This window comes from Leifsonia sp. 1010 (assembly GCF_031455295.1).
Lineage (GTDB): Bacteria > Actinomycetota > Actinomycetes > Actinomycetales > Microbacteriaceae > Leifsonia.
On record NZ_JAVDSL010000001.1, the window covers coordinates 672172 to 691503 of the forward strand.

Genomic DNA, 19332 nt, shown 5'->3' on the forward strand with positions numbered 1-19332 from the left:
CTAGCGGCTCGGGTCACCTGCTCCGTCGCCGGGAGACGATGAAGCGCTGCAGCACCACGAAGAGCAGGAGCAGCGAGCCGATGACGATCTTCGTCCACCAGGAGTCGACACCGATGTAGGTGATGCTGATCTCGATGAGCCCGTAGACCATCACGCCCAGCAGCGAGCCGATCACGTACCCGCTCCCGCCGGTCAGCACCGTGCCGCCGATGACGACCGCGGCGATGGCGTCGAGCTCCATCCCCAGGCCGGTCAGGCTGTAGCCCGACCCCGTGTAGGAGGCGAAGATCCAGCCCGCGACGCCGGCGCAGGTGCCGCTGATCACGTACACCGCCAGCCGCACCCGGCGCACCGGGAGACCCATCAGCCGAGCGGACTGCTCGTTGCCGCCGATCGCGTAGACCGTCCGGCCGAAGCGCGTGTAGTGGAGCACCCAGAACGCGACCGCGACGGTCAGCAGGGCGAGGACGACCGTCGGCGTGAAGTACCAGCCGCCCCCGAGCTTGATCCGGGTGGACTGCAGCCACAGCACCGTCGGGTCGGTGATCGGCAGCGACTGGAGGCTGACGACGTAGGCGAGGCCGCGGGCCAGGAACATGGCGGCCAGGGAGGCGATGAACGGCTGGATGTCGAAGACCTGCACCATGATCCCGATCACCAGCCCGATGACCGATCCGCTCAGCACCATCACCGGGATGACGATGTACGCCGGCCAGCCGGTGTGCAGCAGCTGGGCTCCGAGGATGCCGCTGAAGGCGACCACCGCGCCGACCGACAGGTCGATGCCGCCGGTGATGATGACGAAGGTCATCCCGACCGCCAGCACGATCAGGTACGCGTTGTCGAGCAGCAGCGAGGAGATTAGCCGCGGGGTGATGAAGTTGCCGAACAGGATCTCGCCCGCGACGAACATCGCGACGAGGATGCCCGCGGTCGCCAGTACGGGCAGCCACGCGACGAGCCGCACCTGCCAGCGGTGGCGGCGGCTGTAGGTCGTGATCCTCGGCGCGCCCTCGGTGGGCGGGGCCGTGATGCTGGTTGTCATTGTGCGACCGGGACCCTTTCTGCGTTGACCCGCGCACCGGCACGGGCTCGGCGGCGGGTGGCCAGGTACTCGCGCACCCGGCGGGACTGGATGAGGCAGACCGCGATCACGACGATCGCCTTGAACAGCGGGGTGACCGCGGGCGGTACGCCGAGGAAGGTGATCGTGGAGGTCAGTGTCTGGATGATGTAGACGCCGACCACGGTGCCGGAGAGCAGGAACTTGCCGCCGGCCAGCGACGTTCCGCCGATGACCACCGCGAGGATCGCATCCACTTCGGTGTTGAGCCCCGCGTTGTTGGCGTCGGCGGCCATGATGTTGGAGCTGTAGAGGATGCCCGCGACACCCGCCAGCAGCCCGCTCACGCCGTACACGGCCCAGACGATGCCGCGGCTGCGCACACCGGCGAGCCGGCTCGCCTGCGGGTTGATGCCCACCGACTCGAGCAGCATCCCGAGGGCGCTGCGCCGCACGATCACGCTCACCAGCACGACTGCGGCCGCGGCCACGTAGAAGGCGAAGGGCAGGCCGAAGACGTACCCGGACGCGAAGAACGCGTACGGCGCGCTGGTGATCGTGGTGATCTGACCCTGGGTGATCAGCATCGCGATGCCGCGGCCCGCAAGCATCAGCACGAGGGTGGCGATGATGGGCTGGATGCCGAGCCCGGCGACGAGGAAGCCGTTCCAGAGTCCGCAGACCAGGCTGATGGCGACGGCGGTGAGTACGGCGACCGCGACGACGCCCGGCGAATTCGGGTCGGGCGATCCGGCGATGATGCTCAGCGCGACAGCGCCCGAGATGGCGATGACCGCACCGACCGACAGGTCGATGCCGCGAGTGGCGATGACCAGCGTCATCCCGAGCGCGACCAGCATGAGCGGCGCGCTGTTGCGCAGGATGTCGATCAGCGAGCCGTACAGCTGCCCGTTCTGGACGCTGATGCTGAGGAAGCTCGGCCGCGAGATCGTGTTGATGGCGACCAGCACGATGAGGGCGAGGATCGGCCAGAACAGCCGATGGTGGAATGCGCGGGAGATCATGCGGGTGCCGGTCCGTTCGCGATGAGGGTGACGATGTCGTCCACGTCGATGCCTTCCTGGTTCTCGATCTCGGCGATCGTCTGACGATCGCGGAGCACGTAGATGCGCTGTGACAACCGGGCGACTTCCTCGAGCTCTGACGAGATGAATAGCACAGCCATCCCATCCGCAGCGAGCTTCGTCACCAGTTTCTGGATGTCGGCCTTCGCCCCGATGTCGATGCCGCGGGTCGGCTCGTCGAGGATGAGGATCTCGGGCTGGGTGGCCAGCCAGCGGGCCAGGAGCACCTTCTGCTGGTTGCCGCCGGAGAGGTTGCGGATGAGCGCGTTCGGGTTCGCCGGGCGGATGTCGAGCATCGAGATGTACTCGCTGACCAGGGTGTCCTGCAGTCCGCGCGGCAGCGGCCGCGCCCAGCCGCGCTTGGCCTGGAGGCCGAGCACGATGTTCTCGCGCACGGTGAGATCGCCGACGATCCCCTCGCTTCGGCGGTCCTCCGACGAGAAGGCGAGGCGGTGATCCACCGCGGCGCGCGGGCTGCCGATGTGCGCGGGCTTGCCGTTGACCCAGGTGGATCCGCTGTCGGGCCGATCGGCGCCGTAGAGGATGCGGGCGAGTTCGGTGCGGCCCGAGCCGAGCAGACCCGCGAGGCCGACGACCTCGCCTTCGTAGAGTTCGAGGTCGAACGGCTGGATCTGGCCGCGGCGGCCGAGGCCGAGCACCTTGAGCGCCGGTTCGGTATTGCGCTCGATCCGTGCCTGGGCCGTGCGATGCTCCAGCTGTTCCAGCTCGGCCAGTTCGCGGCCCAGCATCTTGCCGATCAGCTGGTCGCGCGGCAGTTCCGACACGGGGTACTCGCCGACCAGCCGACCGTTGCGGAGCACCGTGAGCCGGTCGGAGATCTCGTACACCTGGTCGAGGAAGTGCGAGACGAAGAGGATGGCGACGCCGCGGTCGCGCAGCTGGCGGATGACCGCGAACAGGCGCTGCACCTCCGAGCTGTCGAGGCTGGAGGTGGGCTCGTCGAGGATGAGCACCGAGCTGTCGATGACGGTGGCCCGGCAGATCGCGACCAGCTGCTGGACGGCGATGGAGTGGCTCGACAGCGGCGACCGGGGGTCGATGTCGAGGTTGAGCGCGGCGAGGTGATCGGCGGCCCGGCGATGGGTGGCCTTCCAGTCGACGCCCCACGGCTTGCGCACCTCGGCGCCCAGCATGACGTTCTCGCCCACCGTGAGGTTGGTGCAGAGGTTGACCTCTTGATACACGGTCGCGATTCCCGCCGCCTGCGCGTCGGCGGTGCCGGCGAACTCGACGGGACGCCCGTGGACCGTGATGCTGCCGGAGTCCGGCGTGTAGACGCCCGTGAGCGCCTTGATCAGGGTGGACTTCCCCGCCCCGTTCTCGCCCATCAGCGAGTGCACCTCTCCCGGGAACAACCGGAAGGACACCTCCTGCAGGGCTTTGACCCCGGGGAACTCGATCTCGATGTCGCGCATCTCGACGACGGCGGTTGCTTCGGTGGTCACGTCGACCCTCCTGCTTCCAGACGTGGTGGACGGTGGCCGCGGCCCGTCGGACCGCGGCCACCGGGTGGGTCAGTACGGACGGGTGGGGAGGGCCTTCTTGGCGGCCTCCTGGTCGAACGCCTCGTCCTTGGCCAGGTAGAGCTTGTCCACCTTCTTGCCGGCGACCGCGGCCTTCACGACCTCGGCGACCTTGTCGCCCAGCAGCGGGTTACACTCGACGACGTAGTTGAACTGTCCGTCGGCGAGCGCCGTCAGACCGTCCTTGGTGCCGTCGATGGTGACGATCTGGATGTCCTTGCCCGGGGTCAGACCGGCCGCCTTGATCGCGTCCAGCGCTCCGAGCCCCATGTCGTCGTTCTGCGCGAAGAGCACGTTGATGCTCTTGCCGTACTTCTGCAGGAACCCTTCCATCACGGTCTTGCCCTCGGAGCGGGTGAAGTTGCCCGTCTGCGAGTCGAGGACCTTCACGTCGGTGCCCTTGATGGCCTTGTTGAAGCCGGTGGTGCGGTCGTTCGCGGCAGCGGAACCGGTGGTGCCCTCGAGCACGACGAGGTTGGCCGACTTGCCCGCGAAGTTGTCGGCCACCCACTTGCCGGCGGTCTCGCCCTCCTTCTCGAAGTCGTCGCCGACGCGGGAGGTGTAGAGGCTCGGGTCGGAGTCGACGGAGCGGTCTTCGAGGATCACCGGGATCTCGGCGTCCTTGGCCTCCTTGAGCACGTCATCCCACCCGGTCTCGACGACGGGTGCGAAGACGATGGCGTCGACACCCTGTGTGATGAAGCTGCGGATGGCGGAGATCTGGTTCTCCTGCTTCTGCTGCGCGTCGGAGAACGTGAGCTTGAAACCGTTGTCGGAGGCCAGGGCCTCTTTCAGCGACTTCGTGTTGGCGGTGCGCCAGCCGCTCTCGGCGCCGACCTGCGAGAATCCGACCTTGATCGGGCCGGAACCGGAATCGCCGGACGCGCCTCCCGCTCCGCTGGAGCATGCCGAGAGAGCGAGCGCTGCGCCTGCCGCGAGGGCGATGACTCCGAAATGACGTCGTTTCATACTTCCCAAACCTCCTTGTTCAGGGAGGCATCAATGCCTCTGGTGAGTGTGACTGCATTCGGCCGCGGCGGCGGCCGATGTGATGATGTTAGCCTTCACAATTTTTGCGCGCAATAGCTGTGACTCATCGATTTTTGGCGGGATGTTCCGCCGGTGGGCCATCACATCCGCCCGTCTCCACGCACGGAATGCGGGCGTCGTTCGGCGAGGCGCGCCACCTCGGAAGGCTGGTCGAGGCGCTGCGGGCTGATCTCTCAGCGCGCGCACTCCTCGGACTGCTCGGTGATGATCCAGGCCGTGCCTGCCCGGTGCATGACGACGGTTCCGCAGTCTCCGGAGGCGCCATACGTGACGAACAGCGTGGCATCGGCCGCGGTCTCGTGCTGGACGGCGATGTCGACGCTCGCATCTTGTCCCGCCGCCTTGTACAGCTGAGCGCTGGCCGCGATCATCTCCTCGCACGTGGACACACTGACTCCCGCGTTCGCGTTGAGCTCCGCGATCATCCGCTGCACGAGCTGGGGCGCCAGTCCGGCACAGGCCGTGTCCACCTCCGGGACGCGCGACGCCGCGAGCCACGCCGAGAAGCTCTCGGCCGCTCCCGTGGTCGCCCGCTGCCCGCTGTCGGGTTGGCGGCTCGGGTTCGGGCTCGCGCTCGTCGTGGGCTCGGAGACCGACGCACTCGGTTCGGGCGAGTCAGCACCCGTCGTGCAGGCGGTGGTCGCGGTGAGGGCGAGCGCGACGATTCCGATGGCCGTCAGGACACGAGAGCTCCGATGAGTCACTCGTCGATCCTGACAGAGAAGCAGTTTGTACGGTACCGGGCCGGGGTATAACCTATACCCATAGGGGGTACTTCAAACCCGACCCATCGACCGGACGACAACGCGCCTCGTGGAGGCACGAACACCGGGACATTTCCTAGGCACGAAAAAGGAGACACCAGTATGTGCAGCACCACGTCCACGCATGGCGACCTCGGTCTCACCGACAAGAACGGCGCCTGCACCTGTAGCGCGGACGCGCACGGACACGCGGACGCGGTGATCGGATCCACCGCGGCGTCCTCTGTCGACTACCTGGTGGCCGGGATGACCTGCTCGCACTGCGTCGCCAGCGTCACCGAAGAGCTCGAAGCGCTGGATGGCGTCGAGGCCGTCAGCGTCGACCTGAACGCGGGCGGAACCTCCACGGTCACCGTCTCCTCGGCCGCGCCTCTCGACGCCGACGCCGTCCGCGCGGCGATTGGCGAGGCGGGATACTCGCTGGTCTCGGCATGAGCGGCGGAGCCGTCGAACTCGAGATCGGCGGGATGACGTGCGCCTCCTGCGCCACCCGGATCGAGCGCAAGCTTAATCGGATGGAGGGCGTCGAGGCCACCGTCAACTACGCCACCGAGAAGGCCCGGATCACCGCCGACGGCGTGGACACCTCCACGCTGATCGCCACCGTCGAAGCGGCCGGGTACACCGCCGCCGTCCCGGCACCGCCCGAGGTCGAGGCACCGGCCGTATCCGCCGCCGACCGGGAGACGGAAGAGCTGCGGCGGCGCCTTCTCATCTCGGCAGCGTTGACCGCGCCCGTCGTCGCGCTGTCGATGGTGCCGCTGCTGCAGTTCACCAACTGGCAGTGGCTTGCTCTGGCTCTCGCGGCACCCGTGGCGGTCTGGGGCGCGTGGCCGTTCCACCGCGCCGCCTGGGTGAACGCCCGCCACGGCGCAGCGACGATGGACACCCTGATCAGTGTCGGCGTCATCGCCGCCTTCGGATGGTCGCTGTACGCGCTGTTCTTCGGCATGGCCGGCCGGCCCGGCATGCACATGACCTTCCAGCTGATCGCCGAACCCGGCTCGGGCGCGAGCGAGATCTACCTGGAGGTCGCCTCGGCGGTCACCGTCTTCATCCTCGCCGGCCGCTACTTCGAGGCCCGCGCGAAGCGGGAATCCGGCGCGGCGCTCCGGGCCCTGCTCGAACTGGGCGCCAAAGACGCCTCCCTGCTCACCGACCGAGGCGAGTCACGGGTGCCCGTCTCCTCCCTCACCGTCGGAGATCGCTTCGTGGTCCGGCCCGGTGAGAAGGTGGCGACGGACGGACGGGTGATCGAGGGATCCTCCGCGATCGACATGAGCATGCTGACCGGCGAGTCCGTCCCGGTCGAGGTCGCCCCCACCGATCACGTGACCGGAGCGATGCTGAATGTCGGCGGACGCCTGGTGGTCGAGACCACGGCGGTCGGCGCTGACACCGAGCTGGCTCGTCTGGGTCGCCTGGTGGAGGAGGCCCAGACCGGAAAAGCGGAGGCACAGCGGCTGGCCGATCGGGTCTCCGCGATCTTCGTGCCCGTCGTGATCGGCCTCTCACTGCTCGCGCTCGTGCTCTGGCTGGTGCTCGGCGCCGGCGTCGAGGCCGCGTTCACGGCGGCGGTGGCGACCCTCATCATCGCGTGCCCGTGTGCGCTCGGCCTGGCGACCCCGACGGCGCTGCTGGTGGGGACCGGCCGCGGCGCTCAGCTCGGCCTGCTCATCCGGGGTCCCCAGGTGCTGGAGCAGACCCGCCGCATCGACACCATCGTGCTGGACAAGACCGGCACGATCACGACCGGTCGGATGAGCCTCACCGCCGTGCACGTGGCAGCGGACGAAGAGGAGGGTACCGTCCTCGCACTGGCCGCCGCCGCCGAAGACGGCTCCGAGCATCCCGTCGCCCGGGCGATCGTCGAGGGCGCCCACCGCCGCGGAATCCCGCTGCTGACGGCGGAGTCGTTCCGTTCCGAACAGGGCCTCGGCGTGCAGGCCGTCGTCGACGGCCGTCATGTCACCGTCGGACGGGCGTCGTGGCTGGCCGACGCGTGGGCGCTCGACCTGCCGGTCGAGCTTCTCGAGCGGATCCGTGATGCCGAGCGCGAGGCCATGACCGCCGTGGGGGTCGCGTGGGACGGCGCGGTGCGCGGCGTCGTGGTCGTCAGCGACACGATCAAGGAGTCCAGCGCCGCGGCGATGGCCGAGTTCCGTCGGCTCGGGCTGACCCCGGTACTGCTGACCGGCGACAACGCGGGCTCCGCGAACGCGGTCGCGGAACGCGTCGGAATCGCGGATGTGCGCGCCGGCGTCACACCGCGGGGAAAGCTGGATGCCATCCGGCAGCTGCAGCAGGACGGCCACGTCGTCGCGATGGCGGGCGATGGCGTCAACGACGCAGCGGCACTGGCCGCCGCCGACCTCGGGATCGCCATGGGAACCGGCACCGATGCGGCGATCGCCGCCGGCGACATCACCGTGATGAGCGGCGATCTGATGGCCGTCGGCGACGCCATCCGGCTCGCCCGCCGCACGCTCGGCACGATCAAGGGCAACCTGTTCTGGGCGTTCGCCTATAACGTGGCCGCGATCCCGGTCGCGATGCTCGGCCTCCTGAACCCGCTCCTCGCCGGGGCTGCGATGGCGCTCTCCAGCGTCTTCGTCGTCACCAACAGCCTGCGGCTCAGGGGGTTCCGAGCGGCGAATCGGTGAAGATGGAGTGTGAAGACCGTCATCGTCACCGCACATCCCGAGCATGATTCGCTGACCAACCAGATCGCGCACCGACTCGCGAGCGCGTTGGACCCGTCACCGGTCGAGATCGTCGACCTGGCCGCCGAGGGCTTCGACCCTCGATTCACCGTTGCCGACCGCCGCACGTACCTGACCGGCGAGCACGTCACTCCCGACGTGGCCGCGGAGCAGCGGAGACTGGATGAGGCGGACCAGCTGGTCCTGGTGTTCCCGGTCTACTGGTGGTCGATGCCGGCCCAGCTGAAGGGGTGGATCGACCGCGTCTTCGTCAACGGATGGGCGTTCTCCGTCGACCCCGAGCACGGCATCCGTCGCAACCTCGACCGGCTCACCATCCACCTCATCCCGGTCGCCGGCGATGACGCGGGAGTCTACGAGCGGCACGGCTACGAGCAGGCCCTCCGAACGCAGATCGAGCACGGCATCATCGACTATTGCGGCAGCCGCCGAGGGGCGACCGCGTTCGTGTACGACTCGGAGCAGGAGGATGCGGCGGCGCGCGAGCGGGTCATCGACGAAGCGGTGAGTGCCGTCCAGCGGGCGATCGACGCTCAGCGCGAGGCTCTCGTGAACGAGAACGGCGGCCGATGATCAGCCGCCGTTCTGGAGGCCGCGTCGGGTGAGTTCTATCCGGCGAGCGAGGCCGCTCCGGCGCTCTGTGCGATGTGGCGGCCCGAGTGCACGGCTTCCTCTTCGGCGGTCTTCTTCAGCTCCGCCGCCGCATCGGCGAACGCGTCGAGAGCGGGGTTGACGCCGACGAGCGTGAAGGGCCGCTGGACGACGCGGAGGTCGAGTCCCCAGACATCCTGGAGGACGCGGCGGAGCCAGGCGGTGGAGTGGTCCCATCCCTCTTTGGGCGTTCCCGGCGCGTAGTTGCCGCCCAGGACGGTGACGAGAGTCGCCGGCTTCCCACGCAGTGCGGTACCGGTGGGGTTCGTCCGGGGATCCGTGTACACCAGGTCGAACCAGGTCTTGAAGTGCTGCGAGACACCGTAGTTGTAGAGGGGAACGGCGAACACCAGCGCGTCGGCGCTGACCAGCTCGTCGGCCAGCTCGGTCGCAAGGCGGTGCGCTGCGCGCTGACGATCCGTACGATCCGACTCCGCGATGGCGCCCGAGGTCACGACGTCGGGCCACGCCGTCGCAGGGATCGGATCTGCGGCGAGGTCGCGGCGGACGACCCGGGAATCGGGATGCGTGGACAGCCATTCGGATTCGACCAGGTCGGCGAGCGAACGGCTCGCAGAGGTGGCCGGTGTGATGCTGGCGTCCAGTCGGTACAGCTCCATGCTTCTCCAATCACTTTGTACTAGTCACTCTTAAAAACATAGCGACTATGCGAACTGTAGCATGCGTAGAATTGGGGCATGGACGCGCCCGAGCACGATGTCATCCGCTGTGATGCTGCCGTCACCCTCGCGTTCTCCGTCCTCGGCAAGCGGTGGAACGGAATGATCGTGTCGGCTCTCGGCAGCGGCGCCTCCACCTTCCGCGGAGTGAGTCACGCCGTGCCCGGAATCAGTGACGCCGTGCTCTCCGACCGCCTCGCCGACCTGGCCGAAGCCGGTCTCATCGTCCGCACGGTCACACCCGGCCCGCCCGTGACCGTCTCGTACGGCCTCACCGACAGCGGCAGCCGTCTGCTCCCGATCCTCGATCAGCTCGGCGAGTGGGCTGCCGGAAACCTCACCGCGCGCCCCTGATCGTCAGGGCGGGGTCGGCGTTGGAACCTTTCCCGCCCATCGGACACTAGGGGATATGCACAACGCTGGTTTGGACGAGGCGGACGCCTGGTCCCGGGCGCGAGACGGGGACCCCGACGCGTTCACGTCGCTGTTCGACAAGCATCGAGACCGCGTCTTCGGCCACGCTCTGCGGCTGGTGCGCCACCCGCACGACGCCGAGGATGTCACCGCGGTCGTCTTCCTGGAGGCCTGGCGCCGTCGCGACGCAGTGCGCGTCGTGGACGGATCCATCATCGCCTGGCTGCTCGTCACGGCGAACAACACCGTCCACAACCTGGAACGGGGCAAGCGCCGCTACCGTGCGGCGCTCACCCGCATGTCCGAACCCGGTCGCACGCCCGATCACGCCGACGACGTCGCCGAGGACCTCGACAACCGGGAGCGGGACCGACGCGTCCGTGACGCGTTCGCCACCCTGTCCACCGCAGATCAGAACGTGATCACGCTGTGCGTCCTGGAAGAGCTTCCGCTGGCCGATGCGGCTCGCACTCTCGGCGTCCCCGTCGGGACGGTCAAGTCCCGGCTCTCCCGCGCCAAGCGCCGTCTCGGCGATCTCACCCTCGTCTCCGAACCGATCCACCCCGCCCTCGAAGGAGGTGCAGAATGACCACCACCGGACCCGCCTTCGACCCGGCGCGCAGCGCCATCCTCCGCGACATCCTCCACGAGACGGTCGCCACTGCACCGCCACGTCCTTCACGCACGCGTTTCGCTGTTGTCGCGGGCCTCGTCGGCGCGGCCGCTCTCCTCGCGGGTGGAACCGCCGCGCTCGCACTCAGCGGCGCCCTGCACTTCGGGTCGCCGGACGTCCCGCCCCCGCCAGCCCCGAGCACCACTCTCACGCCCACCCCGACTCCGACGCCGACGTCCACCCCGACGCCCACGAGTCGCCCGATCGTCGTTCAGACGACGCCGATCCAGCGGCACGACGTCGACCAGCTCGGAGCGGCTTCGTGGTCCCTCGACCTCCCCGGCACGGGACGATCCTGCGAGCAGCGCGACATCTACGACATCGCGGACGGCCTGGCCCTCGTCCAGCTGGGAGCGCACGTCGTGGGCGACGGCAGCCCCGATTGTGAGGACGACCTGCAGCACGTCTCGCTATCGCTTGTCGACACCCAGCGGGGTACGGCCATCTGGTCGCGTGAGTGGAGCTGGCGTGCAGCGCCGATGTACGACGTCGACGTGATCGTGCTCGGCACGTCGGGAAGGGTTCTCGTCGCCGACCAGATCTTGGGGGACGGACCGCACGAGGTCATCGACCTGGCCACTGGGAGAACTGAGGGCGAATTCGCGGGCCAGAAGGCCGACATCGTCCTCAACGCGGTGGCCGTGCCGGGTGATTCCGGGGACATCGTCATGACCACTCCCGGCGCGATCGTCCGGGTCGATCCTCGTGACGCTCGGACGCCTCGATGGTCCACGGCCATCTCTGGAAAGTCCTCCTGGGTCTACCCGCCGGCGGGAGAGTCCGACTTCCTCCCTGTCAGCATCCAATTGAACGAGCCCTACCCCAATGGATACCCGTACGAGTACGGGCGCATCGATCTCGAGACGGGAGGGCTGGATTCCGGATGGAGCATCAACGCTTTCCTGAACACCGAGACCCACCCGGCTGTGGTGTCGAAATACGACGCTTCTGGACTGCCCGTCGAGCTGACCGGTCTCGACTCTTCGGGAGGGACGACCTGGGTCAAGCAGCTACCCTCGGACTCCGACACCTTCGTCGTCCGCTCGCTGACCGGGACTCCCGGTGCGGACACGAGGTATTCCGGCGCGACGGATCTCATCGCTGTCGTGTCCACATCGGAGCTCACCATTATCGACTCCAGCTCCGGGACTGCCCTCTGGACGGCAGCCGCGACTCGCTGCGGTCTGGTGACCGGCGCTGGGCGACCTACGCCTCTGGTCACTGTCTACCTGGATAGTGAGCACGACGCGATCATCGTCCAGCACGACGGTACCGGGACCTGCACCTTCGCAGCGTCGACGGGCGCTTCCCGGCCGCTGCCGGATGTCCCGAGCGGTTCCTCACTCTTCTTCGGCCCGGAGAACACGTACGTCTTCTCCAACAAACCGACTGGCGACCTTGTCGCCTATGACCGGCAGTCGGGCGCGAAGCTGTGGAGCTCGACGGCCCCCAATCCGGGTTCCTGGTTCTTCGCGGGCGGTTATCTGGTGCGCCTGGACGGCGACCGACTGATGTCCGCAGGCTGAGTCGCGGGACGGGCTGAGTCTGTCCTCACAGGGCCTTCTCGCCGGCGTCGACGACGCAGAAGCGATTCCCGTCAGGGTCGGCCAGCACGACATAGTCCGCATCGTCCTCGTAGTCCCAGTCGACCTCCCGGGCACCGAGCCCGATCAGCCGCTGAACCTCAGCGGCTTGATCGGATGCGTAGAGGTCGAGGTGATGCCGCGGACTCTGATTCGCCTCGCTGCCGACCTGCTTGATCGCGAGCTGGGGACCCGTCGCGCGGTCTGCGCTGCCCTCCGCCGACCCCAGCAGAGCCCAATCGTCGTCGGGTTCCCGGAGCGGCCTGTAGCCGAGCGCCGCGCACCAGAACTCGACAGCGCACGGCACATCCCGAGCACCCCACACGATCGAGCCGATCCGGATCACATCCCCACCGTCGGCCTCCAGCCGGCGAGTGGCAAGGGGCGCGCCGGTGGCATCGCCGTAGCGAGCACTCCGACCGCTGCATCTCGCTAGACTCGGCCATCGTGGCGATGCGCGCGAACGGGGTCGACTCGGTTCTCCTGGACTCCGAGGAAGACCTCGCGCGCCTGGTCGCCTACAACGAGTACATCGACGGCATCCAGTCGACCCTGCCGGCCGGTGTACGTTCTCTCCTCGATATGAGTGTCCACGACGGACGCGTGAGCCGATGGAGCCTCGGTGCGGACGGTGTCGCAGAGCTGTCCTTCATCACCGAGAACGCGCTCGAGAGTCTTGCCCGGATAACTCTGCGCTTCTTCGGCGCGACGGCGCTCGCGAACGACGCCGACGACGTGGAGACGCTGAGACTCCTCGACGGCTCGACGGAACTCCTCTCGCAGGAGTTCGACGTTCTCGATGACGGACGATACCGCTTCCAAGTGCTGGTGAGCCCGACGGGTGAACTGGCCGTGATGTTCGGGGACGCGGAAGTCGAGCGAACGCCGGCGACGTGGGACGAGTTCGTCGAGCTGTCCGATCGTCCCGACACCGGGCGGTGGGGACGGTGGGATGATGCGTGGCTCGCCGACGATCCACCACTTCATCGGGCCGCCCAGCTGGGCCGGCTCGACGAGTTGACTGCGTTGATCGCGTCCGGCGAAGACGTCGACGCGCGTGATCCGGACGATGCGGAGACCCCGCTCCACGCGGCCGCCAGGCGCGTGCAGGTGCAGGCGATGGCGATCCTGATCTCGGCCGGCGCGACCGTCGATTCGATGGACCATTTCGGAAGGACCCCTCTGACGATCGCGTCCGCAGATCGAGACGAACGCGGACTCGAGTTCCTCCTCAACGCCGGAGCCGACCCGAACGCGGGCACGGACGAGGTTCCCCTGGCTGCGGCAGCTGGTGGTCGCACTTCAGGTTCCGTTCAACGTCTCCTCGCCGCCGGTGCCGACGTCGACCACCGAGACAGCGATGGCTGGACAGCCCTCATGTACGCCGCCCAGGCCGGCAACACGGAAGCGGCGACGGCGCTGATCGCTGACGGCGCCGACCGCACTGCGCTCAACGACGATGGTCAATCCGCCGCAGACATCGCTCGCGAGTGGAAGCACATGGATCTGCTCGGTCTGCTTTCCGCCGGCTGACCCGTTCCGCATCCCGCTGGTCGACCGATTTGCGGACGTTGTGAAGGCGTCTCAGCGAAGGTGTGGCGTGTCTGCGATCTCGTCGGGAATAGGCAGTCTCGGTATCTCGTCCCCATATCCGTAGACCTCAAGCGAAGTGATCAGGCCGGACGTGACCCACAGCATCAAGCCACCTTGTTCGCCCGACGCCAAGGTGAAGTACTTGTCTGAGGGCCTGTAAATTCCGTCTCCGGTTGGCAGCGGGGTGACATCCGGCCCCGGTTCGATCTCGAAGCTTTGATCATGCGCACCCCAGTAATCAAGGAACTTGGCTGCGCCAACTTGAACCCGTGCGAGTTTCGCTGTCGGATCCTCGCCTGTCGTGAGGAAGTGGAGGAGTATTCGCTCCTCGTCAGTGAAGTCACGGGACACAGGGGCATCGTAGGGGGCGGCTCGTCTCCGAAGCGCGGCCGACACACAGAAGAAACACCAACGCGACGTTGAGGGAGCCCAAGCTTGCGGTTACTCCTGAGCACGTCGAGACGCCTCGCAGACGTATACGCGCTGAGCGGGCGGCTGTGGATGCAGACAGGCGCTTGGGTCGCGGGAACCGTTTCACGGGTTCGGACATTATCGAGATGTGAGAAGCGATGACATCGATGAGCCGGCCCTGCTGGCGCGCGCTCGAGAGGGCGATCCGGACGCGTTCGGCGACCTGTTCGACCTGCACCGCGACCGCGTGTTCCGCCATGCCCTGCGTCTGACTCCGTCGGTGCACGACGCCGAGGACGTGACCGGGATGGTGTTCTTGGAGGCGTGGCGGCGGCGCGAGGTGATGCGCGATGTCGACGGCTCGGTCATCGGGTGGCTCCTGGTGACCGCGAACAACGTCAGCCGGAACTTCTCCCGTTCACGACGCCGCTACCAACACGTGCTCACGGTTCTGCCCAAGCAGGAGAACGCACCGGATCACAGCAACGCGGTCGACGACCGGCTGGATTCCGACCCGCGGCGGAGCGCTCTGCGGTCGGCGCTTCCGCGCTTGTCGCGGAGAGATCAGGACATCCTCTCGTTGTGCGTCATCGAGGAGCTCAGCACGGCCGACGCCGCAGCGGTATTGCAGATCCCTCCCGGCACCGTGAAGTCACGCCTCTCGCGGGCCAAAGCCCGGCTGGCCGGTCTGCTCCATGAAACGACCCCGCTTGTCTCGATGGAAGGAGACTTCCGATGAATGACGACATCCGCTTCGACAGTGGCCGAAGTGCGGCCTGGAGGAACGCCATCGTGGAGGCCGCACGCGCGGACCGAGCCGGGCGAACCAGTACCCGCAAGCGCGTGGCGCTGATCGTCGGTCTGGTCATCGCGGCGCTTCTGGTATCCGGTGGCGGTGTCGCTTACGCGCTGAACGCCCACCTGCTCACGCCCACCACGGCGCCGATGGTTTACACCGCGACTCCGGAGGTTCGAAACACGGAGCCTCCGTCCGTCACCCCCGCTCCGACCCCGACCCCGACGCCGACGGAGACGTCGGCACCGTCGACGGCCGACTACACCGTGCTGGGCTTCGATGCCGTTCAGCTTCGAGACATGTGTCAAGAAGCAGTTCGAACTCAGTACGCGAGTTGGGAGCAGACCAGTCCTGGTGTCACCGAGTTCGGGCCCCTCACTCCCGACACCCTGAGAGACGCTCAGGAGAACGGCGCGGGTCACGTAGCGATCTTCGCGTCCTCCGTCGGGAACAATCAGGGAGGCCAGCCCCAAGTGTGGATCTGCGAGTTCGAGGGCGACCCGACGAAACCGGAGCTCATCTACGCTTCGTTCCCGGACAGATGACGAATCGCTGAGGCCGCTACGCCGCCCCGTGACCCGGCTGCGCTCGAGCGGTTAGCCGACGATCCTCCTGCGATTTGGTCCGTGGATGCGCTGTCGACAGTAAGCACTGGCAGGCGAAAGGGGCGCCGCTCTCATCAAGCCCCAGCGAGTCGAAGAGGGGCCGGACAGACCGTCCGACCCCTCTTTCACCGTTTCGTCTGACGTCATCACACAGCGCTGAGCGACTTCTCGCTGTCGAGGATCTCCATCTCATCAGCGGTCAAGGACAATCGCACCGCTGTATGGCCGTCTGCCGAGATCGTGACCGCAACCATTGCGTCACGGAGGCCGTCGAGACACCATCCAGCCTGCCGACCCAACCCCGCAGTGTCAGCTCTTCACGACCCGAGTCGCCGACAGTGCGGCGCCGATTCGTTGGCGGGGAGCGCACAGTCCGGGTCGATGCGGGGAGGGACGCTGACGTGCCATGGTGGGCGTCTTAGGCAACTCTGCCGCGATGAGGGGCTTACACCCACTCCCCCATCCTCTTGCCGTTCGGATATTCGAGTTTTCGTTTCCGCACTTTCTTATTGCGAGGCGGTTCCCGCCATGTCAGCCAGCCGATTTGCTTCACCCCATCGGACTCCACCCCGATGCCCCACACCTCCAACCCTTCCCACCGTCGACGGCCCGCGAAGGAGGTCCCGTACTTGATGTCATCAGACATGACGAAGGCGGCCTCCTCGCCTTCTTTCAGGACAGTTTTCCGAACGACGACAATGTCTCCGAGCAGCATTCGCGCGGAGGACGTCTCACCTGGGATGTCGATGTGCAGTTCAACGTCGTATGCGGGTCCGCTGCCGTGGTTTGCGACGGTGACGTGATACCCGGGGATCACCTGCTCTGAGTCGGTCGGCTGGTTCCAGAAGTCCGTGATGTTGACCATGACGACACCACTGGTCGCGATGTGGGCACGGTCCAAGAAGCCGTCGAGATCTAATTGCTCAATGTGTCCTGCGGTCTGGTCGAACCTGAATTGGAGATAAGGCCTTGGACGCCATTTGCTTGCTTGGACCGCAACAGCAACAGAGACAAGCAGGGCGAGCGAGGCGATCACAACAGTCGCTACGTTCTTTACGACGTCCCAGTCAGCCCCAGTCATGGCGAGATGCTACGGAACTTGAGAGCCAGCCCGCAACTGTCACCGAACCCGTCCGGGCCACAGACCCTTGTTGAGCTTGGACTCCATGCGGACGATAAAAACGAGGTCCGGGTAGGAGTCACCAGCGAGTATTCGACGCAGGTGCGTGTGGTCGACTTCCAAGAACTTCGCCGCCGAGCGGGTGCTGACGTTGCCTAGCTTGTTGTCAATCGCTGTTCTTGGGTCCCGACACGAGTGATCCTGAACCACGGCGTCCTCGAGCCGTCAGAACCACATCCCGCGCCCCAGTGGATGCGAGCAACGTGGATCATCGAACACTTCGAACGCGGACTGCCGATCGACGTTCTCCTGCAGCTCACCGGGCACAAGTCCATCAAGTCGCTAACGGTGTACGCCAACCGACTCACCAAACGACCAATCGGCGACTTCCACGAAGAGATTGTCGGAGATGCCGCACGATCGGCATGTTCGACGACTGGGACGGCGCCGCTCTCACGGACCGAGAGATTCTCGAGTACAGCGGCCCGAGTTCGAAGTATCCGCTGGAGGATGTCGAACTGGCCGACCGGCCGGTCGGCTCCACTGGCATCCTCGAGGACATCAAGGCGTGGGCAGCTGAAGAACGTCAGCTCGCCGGAAAACGCAACGGTGGAAGGCCACCCTATATCGGCGACCGCGCCAGCCTCGTTGTCCTCATACTGCTCGCGCGTGAGGGCCGGCCGCTTCTCATCACTGAAATGGGCAACGTCCTCCATCGACGGCCAACTCCAGAAGGTCGCGAACTGCTAGAAGAGGATGGTGGACTGTCGTCGACAAGAATCCGGACTCAGATGGCCGTCTGATCACAGACTTAGCGCTAGCCGTCGGAGACCAGGAGATCATCTACCTCGATCCCAAGATCGAATACGAACCGGTGACCGCCTCCGTGTACACCGAGCATCTCCTTGTTCGCGCCTCGTTCAGCCCGTATTCGCAAGCGCAAGACCATACAACAGTGAAGATCACCTCGTACCCTCACCGCGGACTGGTGAGCTTCAGCGCCTCCGGGAGAGTCCCGACCGGGAGTGGCGATACTCGGCGGGAGTGGCCAGGTCCAGGCCTCTCGCACTGGTCAGTTCACTCAGATCCGACCTCGACCGCTGACCATTTGAGGAAATCAAGGTAAAGCGTCGTCGCGAGAAGAATGTCCCGGACATCTTCTTAGACGGCCCCCTCCGAGCGCGACAGGATGATGTCGCGGCACTAGATGGTTCCGTCGAACAGTGCATCACGTCACAAGTGACTAAGGGGACGACGAGGACTCCCGGCTGGCGACGTGAACCTCACGGCCACGCGGCTCGCCAGGTACGTGTTTTGCTATCGATTTCAGCCGACAGCCGCTGCACCGCGGCCTTAGCGGCCGGGTGTTCATATGCTGTCCGCCGGTTTCTGTGGATGATGTAGGCAACGCAGTCAGCGAGCTGAACACCAGGGCTACTCTTGGAGTCCACGAAATGGATGGAATCGATGACTGTTGACAGCAGCCTCCCCGGGACTTCGCCGCCCAGCGGCCTCCATTGCATCTCGCCAACCATATCCGTTGCCCTGAGTTGATGTTCCTGAGTCTGGTCTGCAATAAGGATCCGGAGCGGCTGGCCAGCACGATAGCTGTCCAGCTTCTCCAACATGAACTGCAAGGCCAAAAGATAGGCATTGTCGTCAAAATGGCCGAGATACTTTTGGTGCAGCGCCGGGATGTCGATCGTCGCGTGCACGACAAAAATGTCGAGGTCGAGCAACACCTTGATCACGTCGTCGAACACCGCCAGCAGCTCGGTCGGGGACTTCCCCTTCCAATAGCCGCCGCCGCCCCAGAGCTCGTTAGCGTGAAACTCGAAGTCGTGGGGTAGCCACCCAAGATGGTGATGTACAACCGCCCTCATGCGTTCGGCGAGCGCACGCACGGAGTCCTCCTCGACCGCGACGCCGACGACGGTCAGGTATTTCGGAAGCCGATCTTCGCCGTTCGAAATTGTCTCGTCGATGTACACAAGCTGGGCCACTCACCCAGGATGGCACGACCCAACAACACAACAGCGACCGGGGCGCGCGGGTTGGTGCGCTTCGTTCACGCCTGACCTACTTGCCGATGCGGGCGTTCGATGCCGGCCCGCCGTCGGGCCTTGCCGCAGGCAATCGCAAGCTCAGGGCCTCGCTCGTGGGCTGGCGCTAGAGTTCTGCCCGCTTCCGGTCGAGGTCGATTCCACTCCGCGAGTTGAGCTCTGTCGGCTCGGTGACCGTGTATGGGGGAGACTCGACCGTGGCTAGGCGGGGTGGTCGATGGTTAAGGTACAAGCTCTCCCATGTCTCGACGCCGTCGACGACAGGCTGGGCGGCAGCTTTGACCTTCCGGCCACGCGCCGCCGAAATGATTCGGATGGTCGTGCCGATCGCGACGATGGTCCAGAACGAGATCGTGAGATAGAGGCCCGTCGGCGCGCCCGCGACAAAAGCCCAAGACGCCAGCGCAGCCGCGAGCACAAGCCCAATGAGAACCCAAATTGTGGGACGCATTCGTCCTCCTCTCTTCCAGAATAACTCTCGAATGGGCCAGTGGGTAGACGGCGAAGTCTAGCG

At 66.3% G+C, this 19332-nt stretch carries 21 protein-coding genes; 10 read left to right on the top strand and 11 right to left on the bottom strand.

The features are described from left to right. Positions 1–13: 13 nt before the first annotated feature. The 5 genes from J2Y42_RS03150 to J2Y42_RS03170 form a co-directional block, all read right to left on the bottom strand. The gene (locus J2Y42_RS03150; protein ID WP_309854970.1) at positions 14–1045 is read right to left on the bottom strand and encodes an ABC transporter permease subunit; all 1032 of its coding nucleotides are present in this window, start codon (positions 1043–1045) and stop codon (positions 14–16) included. Then, positions 1042–2088, bottom strand: coding sequence for an ABC transporter permease (locus J2Y42_RS03155; RefSeq protein ID WP_309854972.1), 1047 nt, complete (start codon positions 2086–2088; stop codon positions 1042–1044). The genes J2Y42_RS03150 and J2Y42_RS03155 overlap by 4 nt, the downstream gene beginning before the upstream one ends. Continuing rightward, positions 2085–3584 carry a sugar ABC transporter ATP-binding protein gene (locus J2Y42_RS03160; protein WP_309857997.1) on the bottom strand — a complete coding sequence of 500 codons (1500 nt, stop codon included), beginning with the start codon at positions 3582–3584 and terminating at the stop codon, positions 2085–2087. The genes J2Y42_RS03155 and J2Y42_RS03160 overlap by 4 nt, the downstream gene beginning before the upstream one ends. 99 nt (positions 3585–3683) lie before the next feature. Next, positions 3684–4661, bottom strand: coding sequence for an ABC transporter substrate-binding protein (locus tag J2Y42_RS03165; protein ID WP_309854974.1), 978 nt, complete (start codon positions 4659–4661; stop codon positions 3684–3686). A gap of 254 nt (positions 4662–4915) precedes the next feature. Next, on the bottom strand, positions 4916–5446 hold the full coding sequence (locus J2Y42_RS03170) for a hypothetical protein (protein ID WP_309854976.1): 531 nt from the start codon (positions 5444–5446) through the stop codon (positions 4916–4918). 162 nt (positions 5447–5608) lie between these two features. Here J2Y42_RS03170 and J2Y42_RS03175 point away from each other — a divergent pair, with 162 nt between their 5' ends. From J2Y42_RS03175 to J2Y42_RS03185, 3 genes are read left to right on the top strand one after another with little or no spacing between them, the layout of a single operon-like run. Continuing rightward, on the top strand, positions 5609–5941 hold the full coding sequence (locus J2Y42_RS03175; RefSeq protein ID WP_309854978.1) for a heavy-metal-associated domain-containing protein: 333 nt from the start codon (positions 5609–5611) through the stop codon (positions 5939–5941). After that, entirely contained in the window at positions 5938–8169 is a 2232-nt protein-coding gene (locus tag J2Y42_RS03180; protein ID WP_309854980.1) for a heavy metal translocating P-type ATPase, read from the top strand. The genes J2Y42_RS03175 and J2Y42_RS03180 overlap by 4 nt, the downstream gene beginning before the upstream one ends. Before the next feature lie 9 nt (positions 8170–8178). After that, positions 8179–8802 (top strand): NAD(P)H-dependent oxidoreductase, encoded by a 624-nt coding sequence (locus tag J2Y42_RS03185; protein WP_309854982.1) that lies wholly within the window; start codon positions 8179–8181, stop codon positions 8800–8802. A gap of 35 nt (positions 8803–8837) precedes the next feature. On the opposite strand, the gene J2Y42_RS03190 is transcribed toward J2Y42_RS03185, so the two are convergent. Further along, positions 8838–9500, bottom strand: coding sequence for an NAD(P)H-dependent oxidoreductase (locus J2Y42_RS03190; RefSeq protein WP_309854984.1), 663 nt, complete (start codon positions 9498–9500; stop codon positions 8838–8840). 78 nt (positions 9501–9578) lie between these two features. On the opposite strand from J2Y42_RS03190, the gene J2Y42_RS03195 reads away from it, so the two are divergent. The 3 genes from J2Y42_RS03195 to J2Y42_RS03205 are packed head-to-tail and all read left to right on the top strand — an operon-like array spanning position 9579 to position 12173. Further along, the gene (locus J2Y42_RS03195) at positions 9579–9914 is read left to right on the top strand and encodes a helix-turn-helix domain-containing protein (RefSeq protein WP_309854986.1); all 336 of its coding nucleotides are present in this window, start codon (positions 9579–9581) and stop codon (positions 9912–9914) included. Positions 9915–9969: 55 nt separating this feature from the next. After that, positions 9970–10563, top strand: a complete 594-nt coding sequence (locus J2Y42_RS03200; protein ID WP_309854988.1) for a sigma-70 family RNA polymerase sigma factor — start codon at positions 9970–9972, stop codon at positions 10561–10563. Next, complete coding sequence (locus J2Y42_RS03205; RefSeq protein WP_309854990.1) at positions 10560–12173, top strand: PQQ-binding-like beta-propeller repeat protein; 1614 nt, start codon at positions 10560–10562, stop codon at positions 12171–12173. The genes J2Y42_RS03200 and J2Y42_RS03205 overlap by 4 nt, the downstream gene beginning before the upstream one ends. 25 nt (positions 12174–12198) lie before the next feature. Here the strand turns inward: J2Y42_RS03205 and J2Y42_RS03210 are convergent, their stop codons facing one another. Next, a complete protein-coding gene (locus J2Y42_RS03210) occupies positions 12199–12576 on the bottom strand; it encodes a VOC family protein (protein WP_309854992.1) in 378 nt (125 codons plus the stop codon). 107 nt (positions 12577–12683) lie between these two features. Between J2Y42_RS03210 and J2Y42_RS03215 the strand changes: the two genes are divergently transcribed. After that, complete coding sequence (locus tag J2Y42_RS03215) at positions 12684–13763, top strand: ankyrin repeat domain-containing protein (protein WP_309858000.1); 1080 nt, start codon at positions 12684–12686, stop codon at positions 13761–13763. 51 nt (positions 13764–13814) lie between these two features. Here the strand turns inward: J2Y42_RS03215 and J2Y42_RS03220 are convergent, their stop codons facing one another. Beyond that, a complete protein-coding gene (locus J2Y42_RS03220) occupies positions 13815–14174 on the bottom strand; it encodes a hypothetical protein (RefSeq protein WP_089878774.1) in 360 nt (119 codons plus the stop codon). A 208-nt stretch (positions 14175–14382) separates the two neighbouring features. On the opposite strand from J2Y42_RS03220, the gene J2Y42_RS03225 reads away from it, so the two are divergent. Together J2Y42_RS03225 and J2Y42_RS03230 are read left to right on the top strand one after the other, a co-directional pair. Further along, the gene (locus tag J2Y42_RS03225) at positions 14383–14973 is read left to right on the top strand and encodes a sigma-70 family RNA polymerase sigma factor (protein ID WP_309854996.1); all 591 of its coding nucleotides are present in this window, start codon (positions 14383–14385) and stop codon (positions 14971–14973) included. Beyond that, entirely contained in the window at positions 14970–15575 is a 606-nt protein-coding gene (locus J2Y42_RS03230; RefSeq protein ID WP_309854998.1) for a hypothetical protein, read from the top strand. The genes J2Y42_RS03225 and J2Y42_RS03230 overlap by 4 nt, the downstream gene beginning before the upstream one ends. Before the next feature lie 505 nt (positions 15576–16080). On the opposite strand, the gene J2Y42_RS03235 is transcribed toward J2Y42_RS03230, so the two are convergent. Beyond that, complete coding sequence (locus J2Y42_RS03235) at positions 16081–16716, bottom strand: hypothetical protein (RefSeq protein WP_309855000.1); 636 nt, start codon at positions 16714–16716, stop codon at positions 16081–16083. A gap of 464 nt (positions 16717–17180) precedes the next feature. Here J2Y42_RS03235 and J2Y42_RS03240 point away from each other — a divergent pair, with 464 nt between their 5' ends. After that, positions 17181–17558, top strand: a complete 378-nt coding sequence (locus tag J2Y42_RS03240) for a hypothetical protein (protein WP_309855001.1) — start codon at positions 17181–17183, stop codon at positions 17556–17558. 480 nt (positions 17559–18038) lie between these two features. Here J2Y42_RS03240 and J2Y42_RS03245 read toward each other — a convergent pair whose 3' ends face one another. Both J2Y42_RS03245 and J2Y42_RS03250 read right to left on the bottom strand, forming a co-directional pair. Further along, positions 18039–18758 (bottom strand): DUF3800 domain-containing protein, encoded by a 720-nt coding sequence (locus J2Y42_RS03245; RefSeq protein WP_309855003.1) that lies wholly within the window; start codon positions 18756–18758, stop codon positions 18039–18041. 166 nt (positions 18759–18924) lie between these two features. After that, positions 18925–19269 (bottom strand): hypothetical protein, encoded by a 345-nt coding sequence (locus J2Y42_RS03250; protein WP_309855004.1) that lies wholly within the window; start codon positions 19267–19269, stop codon positions 18925–18927. Between the last annotated feature and the right edge of the window lie 63 nt (positions 19270–19332).

Excerpts from the sequence above, each read along its gene's own strand:
- J2Y42_RS03150 (WP_309854970.1), bottom strand. The coding sequence starts at position 1,045 with ATGACAACCAGCATCACGGCCCCGCCCACCGAGGGCGCGCCGAGGATC.
- J2Y42_RS03155 (WP_309854972.1), bottom strand. The coding sequence starts at position 2,088 with ATGATCTCCCGCGCATTCCACCATCGGCTGTTCTGGCCGATCCTCGCC.
- J2Y42_RS03160 (WP_309857997.1), bottom strand. The coding sequence starts at position 3,584 with ATGCGCGACATCGAGATCGAGTTCCCCGGGGTCAAAGCCCTGCAGGAG.
- J2Y42_RS03165 (WP_309854974.1), bottom strand. The coding sequence starts at position 4,661 with ATGAAACGACGTCATTTCGGAGTCATCGCCCTCGCGGCAGGCGCAGCG.
- J2Y42_RS03175 (WP_309854978.1), top strand. The coding sequence starts at position 5,609 with ATGTGCAGCACCACGTCCACGCATGGCGACCTCGGTCTCACCGACAAG.
- J2Y42_RS03180 (WP_309854980.1), top strand. The coding sequence starts at position 5,938 with ATGAGCGGCGGAGCCGTCGAACTCGAGATCGGCGGGATGACGTGCGCC.
- J2Y42_RS03190 (WP_309854984.1), bottom strand. The coding sequence starts at position 9,500 with ATGGAGCTGTACCGACTGGACGCCAGCATCACACCGGCCACCTCTGCG.
- J2Y42_RS03195 (WP_309854986.1), top strand. The coding sequence starts at position 9,579 with ATGGACGCGCCCGAGCACGATGTCATCCGCTGTGATGCTGCCGTCACC.
- J2Y42_RS03200 (WP_309854988.1), top strand. The coding sequence starts at position 9,970 with ATGCACAACGCTGGTTTGGACGAGGCGGACGCCTGGTCCCGGGCGCGA.
- J2Y42_RS03205 (WP_309854990.1), top strand. The coding sequence starts at position 10,560 with ATGACCACCACCGGACCCGCCTTCGACCCGGCGCGCAGCGCCATCCTC.
- J2Y42_RS03215 (WP_309858000.1), top strand. The coding sequence starts at position 12,684 with ATGCGCGCGAACGGGGTCGACTCGGTTCTCCTGGACTCCGAGGAAGAC.
- J2Y42_RS03230 (WP_309854998.1), top strand. The coding sequence starts at position 14,970 with ATGAATGACGACATCCGCTTCGACAGTGGCCGAAGTGCGGCCTGGAGG.
- J2Y42_RS03235 (WP_309855000.1), bottom strand. The coding sequence starts at position 16,716 with ATGACTGGGGCTGACTGGGACGTCGTAAAGAACGTAGCGACTGTTGTG.
- J2Y42_RS03240 (WP_309855001.1), top strand. The coding sequence starts at position 17,181 with ATGTTCGACGACTGGGACGGCGCCGCTCTCACGGACCGAGAGATTCTC.
- J2Y42_RS03250 (WP_309855004.1), bottom strand. The coding sequence starts at position 19,269 with ATGCGTCCCACAATTTGGGTTCTCATTGGGCTTGTGCTCGCGGCTGCG.